General features: G+C 63.8%; 17 protein-coding genes. 12 read left to right on the top strand and 5 right to left on the bottom strand.

All coding sequences use genetic code 11. The annotated features are described in order from the left end of the window. The first annotated feature begins 3 nt into the window (after nt 1-3). The 5 genes from ACB033_RS03170 (at nt 4) to mltB (ending at nt 5,342) form a co-directional block, all read left to right on the top strand. The gene (locus tag ACB033_RS03170) at nt 4-1,188 is read left to right on the top strand and encodes an ABC transporter substrate-binding protein (protein WP_371140324.1); all 1,185 of its coding nucleotides are present in this window, start codon (nt 4-6) and stop codon (nt 1,186-1,188) included. Then, nucleotides 1,188-2,864, top strand: coding sequence for an ABC transporter permease (locus tag ACB033_RS03165; protein ID WP_371140323.1), 1,677 nt, complete (start codon nt 1,188-1,190; stop codon nt 2,862-2,864). Before ACB033_RS03170 ends, ACB033_RS03165 begins: the two co-directional genes overlap by 1 nt. A 23-nt stretch (nt 2,865-2,887) precedes the next feature. Then, the gene (locus ACB033_RS03160) at nt 2,888-3,526 is read left to right on the top strand and encodes an ATP-binding cassette domain-containing protein (protein ID WP_371140322.1); all 639 of its coding nucleotides are present in this window, start codon (nt 2,888-2,890) and stop codon (nt 3,524-3,526) included. Nucleotides 3,527-3,540: 14 nt separating this feature from the next. Next, entirely contained in the window at nt 3,541-4,143 is a 603-nt protein-coding gene (locus ACB033_RS03155) for a CDP-alcohol phosphatidyltransferase family protein (protein WP_371140321.1), read from the top strand. A gap of 95 nt (nt 4,144-4,238) precedes the next feature. Next, nucleotides 4,239-5,342, top strand: a complete 1,104-nt coding sequence (gene mltB, locus ACB033_RS03150; protein ID WP_201892209.1) for a lytic murein transglycosylase B — start codon at nt 4,239-4,241, stop codon at nt 5,340-5,342. A 77-nt stretch (nt 5,343-5,419) separates the two neighbouring features. On the opposite strand, the gene ACB033_RS03145 is transcribed toward mltB, so the two are convergent. Beyond that, on the bottom strand, nt 5,420-6,085 hold the full coding sequence (locus tag ACB033_RS03145; RefSeq protein WP_371140351.1) for a peroxiredoxin-like family protein: 666 nt from the start codon (nt 6,083-6,085) through the stop codon (nt 5,420-5,422). Nucleotides 6,086-6,197: 112 nt separating this feature from the next. Here ACB033_RS03145 and ACB033_RS03140 point away from each other — a divergent pair, with 112 nt between their 5' ends. Next, entirely contained in the window at nt 6,198-6,788 is a 591-nt protein-coding gene (locus ACB033_RS03140; RefSeq protein WP_017779277.1) for a TetR/AcrR family transcriptional regulator, read from the top strand. Nucleotides 6,789-6,812: 24 nt separating this feature from the next. Here the strand turns inward: ACB033_RS03140 and ACB033_RS03135 are convergent, their stop codons facing one another. Further along, a complete protein-coding gene (locus ACB033_RS03135; RefSeq protein ID WP_371140320.1) occupies nt 6,813-7,295 on the bottom strand; it encodes a MarR family winged helix-turn-helix transcriptional regulator in 483 nt (160 codons plus the stop codon). 96 nt (nt 7,296-7,391) lie between these two features. Here ACB033_RS03135 and ACB033_RS03130 point away from each other — a divergent pair, with 96 nt between their 5' ends. Further along, a complete protein-coding gene (locus ACB033_RS03130; protein ID WP_371140319.1) occupies nt 7,392-8,264 on the top strand; it encodes a DMT family transporter in 873 nt (290 codons plus the stop codon). Nucleotides 8,265-8,351: 87 nt separating this feature from the next. On the opposite strand, the gene pgm is transcribed toward ACB033_RS03130, so the two are convergent. After that, nucleotides 8,352-10,001, bottom strand: a complete 1,650-nt coding sequence (gene pgm, locus ACB033_RS03125; RefSeq protein WP_219326451.1) for a phosphoglucomutase (alpha-D-glucose-1,6-bisphosphate-dependent) — start codon at nt 9,999-10,001, stop codon at nt 8,352-8,354. Nucleotides 10,002-10,058: 57 nt separating this feature from the next. After that, nucleotides 10,059-10,568 (bottom strand): replication initiation negative regulator SeqA, encoded by a 510-nt coding sequence (seqA, locus tag ACB033_RS03120; RefSeq protein ID WP_005299178.1) that lies wholly within the window; start codon nt 10,566-10,568, stop codon nt 10,059-10,061. 292 nt (nt 10,569-10,860) lie between these two features. Here seqA and ACB033_RS03115 point away from each other — a divergent pair, with 292 nt between their 5' ends. Genes ACB033_RS03115 through fldA form a run of 4 tightly spaced genes read left to right on the top strand, consistent with a single transcriptional unit; the run spans nt 10,861 to nt 12,783 of the window. Continuing rightward, nucleotides 10,861-11,625 carry an alpha/beta fold hydrolase gene (locus ACB033_RS03115; protein ID WP_124250567.1) on the top strand — a complete coding sequence of 255 codons (765 nt, stop codon included), beginning with the start codon at nt 10,861-10,863 and terminating at the stop codon, nt 11,623-11,625. 55 nt (nt 11,626-11,680) lie between these two features. After that, nucleotides 11,681-11,902 (top strand): DUF2788 domain-containing protein, encoded by a 222-nt coding sequence (locus ACB033_RS03110; protein WP_005299172.1) that lies wholly within the window; start codon nt 11,681-11,683, stop codon nt 11,900-11,902. Between the two features lie 20 nt (nt 11,903-11,922). Next, a complete protein-coding gene (gene ybfE / locus ACB033_RS03105) occupies nt 11,923-12,219 on the top strand; it encodes a LexA regulated protein (RefSeq protein ID WP_005299169.1) in 297 nt (98 codons plus the stop codon). A gap of 39 nt (nt 12,220-12,258) precedes the next feature. Beyond that, nucleotides 12,259-12,783: a flavodoxin FldA gene (gene fldA, locus ACB033_RS03100; RefSeq protein WP_005299167.1), complete on the top strand. Its 525-nt coding sequence runs from the start codon at nt 12,259-12,261 to the stop codon at nt 12,781-12,783. 59 nt (nt 12,784-12,842) lie between these two features. Here fldA and ACB033_RS03095 read toward each other — a convergent pair whose 3' ends face one another. After that, on the bottom strand, nt 12,843-13,325 hold the full coding sequence (locus ACB033_RS03095; RefSeq protein ID WP_162519935.1) for a DUF4442 domain-containing protein: 483 nt from the start codon (nt 13,323-13,325) through the stop codon (nt 12,843-12,845). Nucleotides 13,326-13,566: 241 nt separating this feature from the next. Here ACB033_RS03095 and fur point away from each other — a divergent pair, with 241 nt between their 5' ends. Further along, nucleotides 13,567-13,995: a ferric iron uptake transcriptional regulator gene (gene fur / locus ACB033_RS03090; protein ID WP_005299160.1), complete on the top strand. Its 429-nt coding sequence runs from the start codon at nt 13,567-13,569 to the stop codon at nt 13,993-13,995. Nucleotides 13,996-14,084: the final 89 nt, after the last annotated feature.

Here is a 14,084-nt window from a genome sequence, read left to right as displayed (position 1 = left end):
CAGATGCGACACTCATTGCCCTCGTTCAAACAGCTGCTATGCACCCTGCCCCTGCTGGCAGGCAGCCTCCTCTTCACCCAGGCCAACGCCGCCGACAACCCGCAGTGGCAGCAGACCCTTGAGGAGGCCAAGGGGCAGACCGTCTACTTCAACGCCTGGGGCGGCAGCCCGGAGATCAACGCCTATCTGGTGTGGGCCGGCCAGGAGCTGGCACGCGAATACCAGGTCAAGCTGGTGCAGGTGAAGGTGGATGACATCGCCCAGAGCGTGAGCCAGCTGCTGGCCAACAAGCAGGCTGGCAAGCGCAGTGGCGGCCCCATCGACCTGCTCTGGGTCAACGGCGAGAACTTCAAGGCGCTCAAGGAGCAGGGGCTGCTCGGCGCCCCCTTTACCCGGGAGCTGCCCAACATGGCGCTGGTCGACGGTACCCTGCCGGTGAGCGAGGACTTCACCGTGCCGGTGGAGGGGCTGGAAGCCCCCTGGGGCATAGGCCAGCTCAACCTGATGGTCAACGGCGAAGAGGTCAGCCCGCTGCCCACCTCGGCGGCGGCCCTGCTCACCTGGAGCAAGGCCCACCCCGGCCGCTTCACCTATCCCAAGCCGCCCCAGTTTCACGGCTCCAGCTTCCTCAAGCAGATCTTGCTGGAGCTGATCCCGGATCCCGCCCCCCTCTATCGGGAGGCGACCGAGAGCGATTTTGCCAAGATCACCGCCCCGCTCTGGGCCTGGCTGGATGAGCTGCACCCGGCGCTCTGGCGCAAGGGCAAGCTGTTCCCCACCAGCGCCGCCGAGACCCGCCAGCTGCTCGATGACGGCGAGCTGGCGATGGCCATCAGCTTCAACCCGCAGGAGGCGCAGAGCGCTGTGCAAAATGGCACCCTTCCCCCCAACGTGGTGGCGGTGGCCATGGCGAAAGGGGCGCTGACCAACAGCCACTTCCTCGCCATCCCCTTCAACGCCAACGCCCGTGCCGGTGCCAAGGTGGTGGCCAACTTCCTGCTGAGCCCCGCCGCCCAGGAGCGCAAGGCCGAGCCCGCCTTCTGGGGCGATCCCAGCGTGCTGCGCGCCGATGCCCTGCCCGCCACCCAACAGCAGGCGCCGGCACTGCGCTTCAAATCGGTGGCAGAGCCCCATCCCAGCTGGCAGCTCAGGCTCGAAGCGGCCTGGGCCGAGCGTTACGGCCACTGATGAGCCGGTTTGGCAGCGCTGCATCCGCTTGGCGCCCCCTGTTCACGGCGGGGTGCGCCCTGGTTTTTGGCCTCCCGCTGCTGGCGGGGGGCTGGCAACTGCTGGCCGAGGGGCTCAGTCTGGCCCACCTGCAGCGGCTGCTGGCCCAGCCGGGCCTCTGGCACTCGGCGCTGCTGAGCCTGTGGATTGGCGCCGCCTCGACCCTGGCCAGCCTGCTGCTGACCGCCCTGCTGCTGGCCCACAGCGACAGCCGGGCCGTCGGCTGGCTGCGCCGGCTGCTTTCGCCCTTGCTGGCGCTGCCCCACGTCGCCTTTGCCATCGGCTTTGCCTTTCTGCTCGCCCCCTCCGGCTGGCTGCTACGCCTGCTCTCGCCGACCCTCACCGGGTTCGAGCTGCCCCCCGACTGGCAGACCCTGCGCGATCCCGCTGGGCTCGGGCTCATCCTCGCCTTGACCCTCAAGGAGACCCCCTTCCTGCTGCTGATGGCGCTCGGTGCGCAAGACCCCGCCAGGGTGGCGCGTCAGCAGTGGCTGGGGGCGAGCCTAGGCTTCAGCGCCCCCCAGATCTGGTGGCGCCTGCTGCTGCCGGCGCTGTGGCCCGCCCTGCGTCTGCCCCTCTATGCGGTGGCCGCCTACGGGGTAGCCGTAGTGGATCTGGCTCAGCTGCTCGGGGCCGATGCCCCCGCCCCGCTGGCCGTTCGCCTGTGGCTCTGGTATCAGGACCCGGATCTGGCCTGGCGCGGCGCCACCGCCAGCGGCGCCCTGCTGCTGCTCGCCATCACGGCGCTGCTGCTGGCCCTGTTGCGGCTGCTTGAGCTGGCCCATCGAGCCCTTGGCAAACCCGGCTGGCTCGATGGCAGACGAGCCAGCCCAAGCGCTCTTGGCCGCACCCTTGCCACCGGCAGCGTGGTGACCCTGATCGCCATCAATCTGGCGGTGCTGGGGGCGCTGCTGCTCTGGTCGCTGACCCGGCGCTGGCCCTTTCCCGCCCTCTGGCCGAGCCAGTGGAGCGGCCGCCATTGGCTCGAACTGCTGCCTACCCTCTCGCCGCTGCTGACCACCAGCATGCTGCTGGCATTGGCGAGCGGGGCGATAGCGCTGGTGATGGCGGTACTGAGCCTGGAAGCGCAGGCGGGCCGTCGCCCCTGGCCGCTCTGGCTCATCTGCCTGCCGCTGCTGCTGCCGCAGGCCAGCCTGCTGTTCGGCATTCGGCTCGGGGTGGACTGGTTCAGCCTCGGGTGGGGGGGCGATGGCATCGGCTGGGGCTGGGTGCTCTGGAGCCAGCTGCTGTTCGTCTTTCCCTATGTTTACTTGTGTCTGCAGGGCCCTTATCGCCAGTTCGACCCACGGATCACCCAGAGCGCCCTGCTGTTGGGGGCAACCCCGTGGCGAGCCTGGTGGCAGGTGAAAGGGCCGCTGCTTGCCCGTCCGCTGCTGTTCGCCTTCGGCGTCGGAGCGGCGGTAAGTCTGTCCCAATACCTGCCGACCCTGCTGTTTGGGGCAGGCCGGGTGGTCACCATCACCACCGAGGCGGTGGCCATCGGCAGCGGCCTCAACCGGCGGCTGGCGGGCCTCTACGGCCTGTTGCAACTCTTGTTGCCGCTCGTTATCTATCTGCTGGCGCTCTGGCTGCCGGCCCGACTCAACCCAGCGCTCAAGGGGAACGGCTCACGATGAACTCTCATGATGGAAATCACCATATGCTGAGCACCACGCCCCTTCGCCTCTATCTGGAGGAAAACCTGCTGCTCTCGCTGCCCGCCCTGCAGGTGGCGCCGGGCGAGGTGTTGACCCTGATGGGCCCCAGCGGCTGTGGCAAGAGCTCGCTGCTGGCGGCGCTGGCGGGGGTACTGCCCGCAAGCGGCCCGATCCGGCTGGAGGGGGATGTGACCCTGGGCGCGCGCCGGCTCACCCAGCTGCCGCCCCAGGCGCGGCGCATCGGCATGCTGTTTCAGGATGATCTGCTGTTCGACCACCTGACGGTGGCGGAGAACCTGATGTTCGGCATGCCGGCCAGCCTGAAGGGGCACGGGGCGCGGTGGGAAAAGGCGGTGGCCGCGCTGGCACAGGTGGATCTGACAAATCAGGCGGACAAGCTGCCGGGGGCGCTCTCCGGCGGCCAGAAGGCCCGCGTCAGCCTGCTGCGGGCGCTGCTGGCCGAGCCCGAGGCATTGTTGTTGGACGAGCCCTTCTCCCGCCTCGACAAGCCGCTGCGGGCCGCCTTTCGCGAACTGGTGTTCGCGCAGATCAAGGCACTGGCCATCCCCGCCATGCTGGTGACCCACGACGCAGACGACGCGCCGGGCACCATACTCCAGCTCACCGAATCCCGTTTTTGACCGAGGAGTTCACCTTGTTTGACCGCCACCTGATCCCCGTTATCCGCAGCCCCCTCGCCCGGCTCGCCAGACCGCTCTGTCGCGCCGGGATCAGCGCCAACCAGGTCAGCCTCACCGGCTTTGCCATCGGCATGCTGGCGCTGCCGCTGCTGGCCTTTGATTGCTATCAGTGGGCGCTGGCGGCCATCCTGCTCAACCGGCTGCTGGACGGGCTCGACGGCGCCGTGGCGCGGGAGACCGGCATCACCGACTGCGGCGGCTTTCTCGACATCACGCTCGACTTCATCTTTTACGCCGCCGTGGTGCTGGGCTTTGCCCTCGCCGTCCCCGCCAATGCGCTGCCCGCCGCCACCCTGCTGTTTGCCTTCATGGGCACCGGCTCGAGCTTTCTGGCATTTGCCATCATGGCGGGCAAGCGGGGCATCGACAATCCGGTCTACCACCACAAGTCCCTCTACTATCTGGGTGGCCTCACCGAGGGGAGCGAGACCATAACCCTGTTCGTGCTGATGTGCCTGTGGCCCGCCGCCTTCGCCCCGCTCGCCTACGGCTTTGCCCTGCTCTGCGCCATCACCACCCTGACCCGGCTCTGGAGCGGCTACCACACCCTGCGTTGAGGCAGGACGGCGGGAGGAGCCCGCTACGGAACACTTGCGCATGGACGACAATGTTTTACCATGGCGACACTCTTTTTCAGGCTCATGAGAACCTTATGCGTCGCCTTGTCTCCGTGCTCACCCTCTCCCTGTTTCCCATGCTCTATGGCTGCAGCAGCACGCCGGCTGCCAAGCCCGTGGTCAAGCCCCAGCCCAACAGCGCCTTCATCAACCAGACGCCGCCGAGCAAACCCTTCTACGGGCAGGTGAGCCAGCCGGGAGTTAGCAAGGGGGACTTCGCCAATCGCGCCAATGTGAACAACTTCGTGCAGCGGATGGTGCAAAAGCACGGGTTCGATGGCGCCGAGCTGCACCGGGTGCTGGCCCAGGCCGAGCGCTATGACTGGATCATCCGCCTGATGGATGCCCAGGCCCCCACCACCACGCCGCCCACCGGCCCGACTGGCGCCTGGAATCGCTACCGCGCCAAGTTCATCACTCCGGACAACGTACAGAACGGCGTCAGCTTCTGGCGTGAGTACGAGAACGAGCTCAACCGCGCCCAGCAGATCTATGGGGTGCCGCCGGAGATCATCGTCGGCATCATAGGCGTGGAGACCCGCTGGGGCCGGGTGATGGGCAAGACCCGCATCCTGGACGCGTTGGCGACCCTGGCGTTCGACTACCCGCGCCGGGCCGAGTTCTTCACCAGCGAGCTGGAATCCTTCCTGGTGATGACCCGCGACGAGGGGATGGATCCCACCGAACCCAAGGGCTCCTACGCCGGCGCCATGGGCTACGGCCAGTTCATGCCCTCCAGCTTCCAGCGCTACGCGGTGGACTTCAACGGCAACGGCCACACCAACCTGTGGGATCCGGTGGATGCCATCGGCAGCGTGGCCAACTACTTCAAGGCCCACGGCTGGGAGAAGGGACAACCGGTGGCGGTGCGCGGTCAGGGCCAGCTGCCCGGCTACGAGCACGGCTTCCAGACCCGCTACCCGGTTGCCTCCCTGCGCCGCGCCGGGCTGACCCCCACCAGCACCCTCGGCAACCACAACGAGGCGAGCCTGCTGCGTCTGGACGTGGGCACCGGCTATCAGTACTGGTACGGCTTGCCCAACTTCTACACCATCACCCGCTACAACCACAGCACCCACTACGCCATGGCGGTGTGGCAGCTGGGGCTGGCGGTCAAGGATGCCCGCGGCGGTTTCTGATCCGGCCGGATAAAAAAGGCAGCCCTCGGGGCCGCCTCGCCAACCATCCACACTGCGCCTCCGGGCGCAGTGTGCGTTTACAGCGCCCCAGCCTTCGCCAGACGATCCAGCTCGGCAAGCAGGGCGGCCGGCTCGACCCGACGGGTGTAATCGGCGTTGATGAAGTGGTAGAGCACGGTGCGGTCCTGGCCGATGATGTAGCTGGCCGGCACCGGCAGGGTAAAGCTCTCGTCGCCGTTGCTCGCCGGGATGTCGATGCCAAAGCCGGCATAGATGGGCCTGAGCGCCTCCGGCAGTTCGAACACCAGCCCCAGCGCTGCCGAGACCCGGTTGCCCTCGTCACTCAGCACGGTGATCGCCAGCCCGTTGGCGGTGAGGGTATCCTGCGCCGAACTGGGGGTTTCCGGCGTCATGCCAATGAGGTTCACGCCGCGCTCGAGCAGCGCCGGCAACACGGCGTTGAGCGACTGCATCTCCATGTTGCAGTAGGGACACCAGCCACCGCGATAGACGTTGAGCAGCACAGGCCCCTCCGCCAGATAGTGGGAGAGCGGGCGCACCACCCCGTGCTGATCCGGCAGGGAGAAGTCGGGCATCCGCTCTCCACGTCCTAGGGCGGCCTGCTCCAGCCCGCTTTCCTGCAGGCTGCGAGTCGCCTCCTCCATCAGAGCCAGCACCGGGGCCGGAACCTGACGCTGCTTCTGCTCATCGTACGCTTTGATTTTTTGCTCGAGTGTGTGCATCATGACCATCCTTTTTGTAGTGGTCGCTACAATATCAAGCGGACCAAGCTCCATGGTCAAGTTGTTTTTTAGCGATCACTCCAAAATAACGTTTCACAAGGCAGGAATCGAGATGGCAAGACCCGCATCATTTGACAGAGAACAGGTACTGGAAATCGCCCTCAACGCCTTCTGGGATACCGGCTTCAGCAACACCGGCATTGCCGCGCTGGTCGAACGGATGGGACTCAAGCCCAGCAGCCTGTACGGCGCCTTCAGCTCAAAGGAGGGGTTGTTCATGGAGGTGCTGCAGCGTTATTCGGCGCAGAGCCTGGCGCAGATCGAGCAGATCCTGGGTTCGGCAGCCTCCCCCCTGGCGGGCGTGCAGGCCCTGCTCGATGTAGTGGCCCGGGATGCCATCGCCAGCGAGGCGCACCGTGGCTGCCTGCTGGTCAACACCTTGCTGGAGATCGGCCGCCACCACCCGCTCATTCAGGAGACCGCCAGCAGCCACCTCGCCGAGGTCGAGCTGCGGGTCAGTGCAGCCCTGCGCCAGGCGCAGGCGGCAGGGGAGCTGGCCGCCGGGCGCGACGTCGACGCCACCGCCGCCTTGCTGATGACCATGGTGTGGGGATTGCGCGTGCTGGGCCGCACCCATCCGCCCGCCGCCAAGGTGAACGCCGTGCTGGCCCAGATGCAGGCCATCTTGTCTGCGGACGCGTGACGACCGCTCACCAGGCTCTGGGGGTCACTCGTTTTCCAGCAGCCAGCGCTTGAGCAGGGCGGCCAGCTGCTCCTGCTCGGCCAGGGTCAATGGCGCCAGCAGACGCCGCTCGTTGGCCACGTGCCGCTCCACCGCCCGGTCAACCAACTCCCGACCCGCCTCGGTCAGGCAGACCAGCAGGCTGCGCCGATCGCTCGGGGCGGCCTGACGCTCGACCAAGCCTCGCTCTGCCAGTTTGTCGAGCCGGGCGGTCATGGCCCCCGAGCTCAACATGGCGGATTGATAGAGCACGGTCGGGGTGAGCGGTTCGCCGGCCCGGCGCAGGGTCGCCAGAATGTCGAAGTCGCTGCCGAGCAGGCCGCACTCCTTGAGCTCCTCGCTCACCTCCCGTCCGGCGATCGCCGCCATTCGCGCCACCCGTCCCAGCACGCCCATGGGAGAGCAGTCGAGATCCGGTCGCTGCCGGGCCCACTGGGCCAGCAGCAGGTCAACATGATCTGATTCCATCTTCGGTCACTTATCTTTTTATCGAGATACTTGATGGTAAACCAATTAGAGGCTAATTTATCTTTACTTAAAGATACTTCATAAAGAGACAAATACATGCCCATGCTGATCGCCCTGCTGGCCCCCCTGCTCTGGGGCAGCACCTATGCCGTCGTCAGCCTCTACCTGACCGACTACTCCCCCTACTGGGTGGCGGTATGGCGGGCGTTGCCAGCCGGCCTGCTACTGCTGTTGCTGCACCCGCGCCTGCCCCCCCTGTCCTGGGGCAAACAGAGCCTGCTGGCGTTTTGCAACATCGCCGCCTTCTTCGCCCTGCTGTTCGTGGCCGCCTTCCGGCTGCCCGGGGCCGTGGCGGGCACCCTGGGTGCCACCCTGCCGCTGGTCTTGATGTTGCTGGCCTGGTTGCAGGATGGCGTCAGGCCGTCCCTGAAATGGCTGTTGCTGGGCCTGATGGGACTGGGCGGGGTCTTGCTGCTGCTCAACCCTTCCGCCAATCTGGATCCTGTCGGCGTGACCTGCGCCCTGCTGGCCACCCTGCTCATCGGCCAGTCCAGCCGCTGGATGCGCCACTGGCCGGTCAGCGATCTGCTGGCGCTGACCGCCTGGCAGCTGCTGCTGGGTGGCCTGATGCTGATCCCGCTCGCCTGGTGGCTGGCCGGCCCCATGCCGCTGCCGCAGCCGGCAAGCGCCCCCGGCCTGCTCTGGCTGATCCTGCTCAACACGGCGCTGGCCTACTGGGCCTGGCTGTGGGGGCTCAAGCGCCACGGCCCGGAGGTGATGGGCATGCTGGCCCTCACCAACCCCATGGTGGCGGTCTCTTGTGGCGTGCTGATGGTGGGCGAGACGCTGGATGTTCGCCAATGGCTCGGTATCGGGGTGATCCTGGCCTCACTATTTCTGATGAAGCTGCCGGCCCGCCCCTTCTTCAAGCGCTGGCAGGCGTGCACCGGCCAGTGCGGCAAGCCGTAAGCCGGCTCAAGGACAATACAAAAAGCACAATAAAAAAGAGGAGCCATCAAGGCTCCTCTTTCACATTCCGCGGGGGATGAGTCGAACTCAGACACCGGCCTTGGCCAGAGCGGCGGAGACGATCTGCTGGGCTTCCTGCTGGATGAGGTCCAGGTGCGCCTCGCCCTTGAAGCTCTCCATGTAGATCTTGTAGATGGACTCGGTACCGGAGGGGCGCGCCGCGAACCAGCCGTTCTCGGTCACCACCTTGAGGCCGCCGATGGCGGCATCGTTGCCCGGCGCCTTGGTCAGCTTGGCGACGATGGGCTCGCCGGCCAGGGTGGAGGCTTCCACCAGCGCCGGATCCAGCTTGGAGAGCACCGCCTTCTGGGCGCTGTTGGCCGGGGCGTCGATGCGGCGATAGCTGGAGCGACCGAACTTGGCTTCCAGCGCATCGTAGTGAGCCTGCGGATCCTTGCCGGTCACCGCCAGAATTTCCGCGGCCAGCAGCGCCAGGATGAAGCCATCCTTGTCAGTGGTCCAGACGGTGCCGTCTTTGCGCAGGAAAGAGGCGCCCGCGCTCTCCTCGCCACCAAAACCGAACTCGCCGCTGTAGAGGCCATCCACGAACCACTTGAAGCCGACCGGCACCTCTTTGAGGGTGCGGCCGATCTCGCCGGCCACCCGGTCGATCATGGAAGAGGAGACCAGCGTCTTGCCGACCGCAGACTCTTTGGACCAGCCGGTACGATGGGTAAACAGATACTGGATCGCTACCGCCAGATAGTGGTTCGGGTTCATAAGGCCCGACTTGGTGACGATACCGTGACGGTCGTAGTCAGGGTCATTGCCAAGGGCGATGTCGAACTTGTCCTTGAGGGCAATCAGGCTGGCCATGGCAAACGGGCTGGAGCAGTCCATCCGGATCTTGCCGTCTTTATCCAGGGTCATGAAGGAGAAGGTCGGGTCGACCTTGTAGTTCACCACCTCGATGTTCAGACCATAGGTCTTGGCGATGACGTCCCAGTAGGCGACGCCGGAGCCACCCAGCGGATCGACACCGATCTTGATGCCGGCCTGCTTGATGGCATCCATGTCCAGCACGTTCTTCAGGTCATCCACATAGGGAGTGACATAGTCGTGCTCCACCACGAACGGGCTCTTGAGGGCCTCGGCGAACGGCATCCGCTTCACGCCGGCCAGACCCGCTTCCAGAATCGCGTTGGCACGATCCTCCACCCACTTGGTGATCTCCCCTTCGGCGGGGCCGCCGTGGGGCGGGTTGTACTTGAAGCCACCGTCTTCCGGCGGGTTGTGGGACGGGGTGATCACCACGCCGTCGGCGCGCGCGGCAGGCTTGCCTGCATTGTGGCGCAGAATGGCATGAGAGATGACTGGGGTCGGGGTGAAGCCGAGGCCGGCCTGAATGCGGGTCTCGACGCCGTTGGCCGCCAGCACTTCCACCGCACTGGCAAAGGCGGATTCAGACAGGGCGTGGGTGTCCATGCCGACAAACAGCGGGCCCGTGATGCCGGCCTGCTGGCGATACTCCACCAGCGCCTGGGTCACCGCCAGGATGTGGGATTCGGTGAAGGCATTGTGCAAGGCGCTGCCGCGGTGGCCAGAGGTGCCGAAGGCAACCCGCTGCTCGGGGCGGCTCATGTCCGGCTTGTTGAGGTAGTAGGCGCTGACCAGACGGGGAATGTTGGTCAGGTCGCTCAAACGGGCCGGCTGACCGGCGTGGGAATGCTGTGCCATGGCGTTGTCCTTGCTTGATGGCGGCCTTGCCCAGCAAGGCCTGAGTCTGATGAACCGTTAGATTGCGCCGCACACCCGGGCAATCACCTCGTCGCCATACCCCATGCTGGCCATCAGCTGGGCCACCATGTTCTGTTTGCGACTGGTGTTGGTGTTGGTGATCACCCAGAACGGGGTTTGTGGCACCTGCTTGGGCTTGGTGGTGCTGCCGCTGGCGCGCAGGGCATCGGGATCCCGCGAGAAATAGACGCGCTTGCGCCCCTTGATTTCGGTGGCCTGGGTAAACCCGACCGGATCATCCCGGTAGAGGGTACTGAGCACCTGCATGAAGCGGTTGATGGACTTCTCTTCTTTTTGCAGCTCGCCGGAATCGAGCAGCGTTTCCAGCCCCATGGCGTCGGCCACGGTGGGCGACGGAGCCGCCGTCACCTCTGCTGCGACCGGCGAGGCCTGGCGGGCGGGCTGTTCCAGCAGGCGGCGCAGGATATCGGAGGCACTCTCACCGATGTGCCGGGTCTGGCTGGCGATATAGAAGTAGAGATCGTCATCAAGCTCGATGGTTTTCATAGGGATGCGCTGGACTCGTCGAAATTCGGATGCGGCGATTATACATAGGCAAACCCGGCAGCCCAAGCAAGGGGCGGACAGATGTGCATGAATCTCATCGAGAATACGGCATAATAGCGGGCCAAGTGTGTGATCCGTCGCACTGATAGCCGATCTGGCTGGCTTTTTTTAGGAAAAAAACCACACTTTTTTGCTCCGTGATGAGTGAAATCCTTTTCTTTCCAGTGCGTTAAATCATGGCGAGCAACGTACTCACGACCGACAAGGTGTCATTTTGCAACAAAACCCATTATTGAACTTCAAGGAGCAGGGCCAGGGCCAACCCGTCGTGCTGATCCACGGGCTGTTCGGCAGCCTGGACAACCTGGGCCTGCTGGCACGCCCGCTGAGCGAACAATACCGGGTCATCAGCGTCGATCTGCGCAACCACGGCGCCTCCTTTCACTCCGACGAGATGAGCTACCCGGCCCAGGCCGCCGATCTGCTCGCCCTGCTGGATCGGCTCGGGCTTGAACAGGTGGCGCTCGTGGGCCACTCCATGGGGGGCAAGGTAGCCATGCAGGTTGCTAAGCAGGCGCCAACCCGCGTCGCCAGGCTGGTAGTGGCCGATATCGCGCCGGTCGCCTACCCTCACGCCCGCCACCAGAACGTGTTTGCCGGCCTCAATGCCACGCTCGAACAGGCTCCGCAAAGCCGCGGCGAGGCGGAAGCCATCCTGGCCGAGCATGTCGAGATCGCCGGCGTACGCCAGTTCCTGCTCAAGTCCTTCGCCAAGGGGGAGTCAGGTTGGGGCTGGCGTTTCAACGTGCCGGCCCTTGAGCGCAACTACGCCAACATCATGGGCTGGCCCGATCCACAGAGCCGTTTCGAGGGGCCTGCGCTTTTCATCAAGGGGGGCGATTCCGACTACATGCTGCCCGCGCATACCGAGACGGTGATGGCCCAATTTCCCGCTGCCAAGGCCCGGGTCATCGCCGGCACCGGTCACTGGCTGCACGCGGAAAAGCCGGTTTTGTTCAACAAACTGGTTGTGGATTTCCTGTCGACAGGCGGTTAACAGTTTCAAATCCTTTGTGATATAGTGCGCCCGTCATAAGGAGTGTGCGCAATCCATGCTAAGTGAACATATCGACCTGATCGAGAGTCTGGGCCTGAAGTTATTCTTTGTGGCCATTTTCGTATTGATTGGCCTGGCCATTCAGGACGTGCTCAAACGCGGCAATGTGCCCCGTTTCGGCCGATTCATCGTCTGGTTGGTACTCTTCCTGGGTTGTGCAGGTTTTGTCGCCAAGGGGCTGATCGAACTGGGCTGGGAAGGCTCAGGCATCGGCTAACTTATTTCCATCTGTGATGTATGGCCAAACAGCAAACTGATCGAACAACACTGGATCTGTTCGCAAACGAGAAGCGCCCCGGCAGGCCAAAGACCAACCCACTCCCCCGCGAGACCCAGCTCAAGATCAACAAGCGCAACCAGCTCAAGCGCGATCGAGAGAACGGCCTGAAGCGGGTAGAGTTAAAGGTGGAGGCCGAATTGCTGGAGCGCCTGAACCAACTTGCGTTACAACAGAACGTCAGCCGAGCCGAGCTGATCCAATCTATCCTGAAGCAACAGATTGAGTCTGCACATGCAGCAGGCATCGCAATCTGACCGTTAAGCATTAACACCAGATACGGGTAACTAAACACTATGGCTAGTGTAGGTCTGTTTTTCGGCAGCGATACCGGTAATACCGAAGCTGTCGCCAAGATGATCCAGAAAGAACTGGGCAAACAACTGATTGAAGTCCGTGACATTGCCAAGAGCAGCAAGGCCGACATCGACAGCTTCGATCTGCTGATGTTCGGTATCCCGACTTGGTACTATGGCGAAGCCCAGGCCGACTGGGACGACTTCTTCCCCGAGCTGGAAGAGATCGACTTCACCAACAAGCTGGTCGCCATCTTCGGATGCGGCGATCAGGAAGATTATGCCGAGTACTTCCTCGACGCCATGGGCACCCTGCGTGACATCGTCGAAGCCAAAGGCGCCATCGTCATCGGCCACTGGCCGACCGCCGGTTACGAGTTCGAAGCCTCCAAGGCGCTGGTGGACGACAAGCATTTCGTGGGTCTGGGCATCGACGAAGATCGCCAACCCGAGATGACTGCCGAGCGCGTCAAGGGCTGGTGCAAACAGCTGCATGAAGAGATGTGCCTGGCCGAGCTGGAGTGATCCACGCTTGCCAGCACCTCTGACAACAAGGGCCCCGCGGGGCCCTTGTTGTTTTCTGGTCATACGCTCTCGCCGCCCCTGTGCTCGGGCTTGGCCCGCACATAGAGGGTGCGCTTGACCTGGGCCACCAGCTCGCCCTGGCCATCCTGTACCGTCACCTCGAACTCGGGAAAGTGCTTGTCTCCCCCTTCGGTCGCCGCGACTATGGCGGCCAGCTTGCCGTCAGTCAGGTTGAATTCGGCCACCAGCTTGCCCTTGCCCGGCTTGATGTAGTTGATGCTGCCCGCCTTGTCCCAGACGTAATAGCGGTTCCTGAAATAGCCCATCAGCATCAGCGGATAGATGGGATCCGTCATGGCGAACATGCTGCCGCCGAACTGGGTGCGGTTGGCGTTCTTGTTCCACCAGCGGGACTTGAGGGTGACCCGGCAGAAGCGAAAATCATCGCTCAATGTCTCTATCTTGATGCCCGCGCCCCAGAAAGGGGGCCAGGCGTTGAGGGCGCGGCGCACCCAGGCCGCGTTGTCAAAAAGCCAATCCATGGATCTCATCCGACCAGAGTGAAGAAGGTTACATTTTATCAACATTCGGCGGGTGAGCAAGCCGCCGTCACAATCCGCACAATTCGTGGATAGGCGGTCGATCGCGCTAAAGCCCTTGAATTACTGGGTTTATTTTTAGGTGAGCTACGACCTATAATGACAGGCCAAGCGAGTTCGTGGTTGCCATTACAGCGGCAGTCAATCAGAATAACCACACCTTCGAGAATGCGAATAAATAGAAATGGCAGACAACAACCAAGCGTTAAAAAAGGCCGGGCTCAAGATCACCTTGCCCCGCGTCAAGATCCTGGAAATCCTGCAACAGCCGGACTGCCAGCACACCAGTGCGGAAGATCTGTACAAACGACTGATCGACCAGGGTGAAGAGATTGGTCTCGCTACCGTCTACCGCGTTCTCAACCAGTTTGATGATGCCGGTATCGTCACCCGTCACCACTTCGAAGGGGGCAAGTCGGTGTTCGAGCTGGCTACCCAGGAACACCACGACCACCTGGTCTGCCTCGACTGCGGCAAGGTGATCGAGTTCTCTGACGAGGTGATCGAGCAGCGCCAGACCGAGATCGCCAAGAAGCACAACATCCGTCTGACCAATCACAGCCTCTATCTCTATGGCCACTGCGCCGCCGGCGACTGCAAGCACGACGATTGATTGGCAGAACCCGCGCAATAAAAAAGCCAGCATGATGCTGGCTTTTTTGTGCCCGAATTCCGGACAAGAAAGGGCAGGGTCTCCCCTGC

This window comes from Aeromonas sp. S15(2024) (genome assembly GCF_041402265.1).
In the GTDB taxonomy this organism is placed as follows: Bacteria; Pseudomonadota; Gammaproteobacteria; order Enterobacterales; family Aeromonadaceae; genus Aeromonas; species Aeromonas dhakensis.
This window is presented reverse-complemented; position numbering and strand designations above follow the sequence as displayed.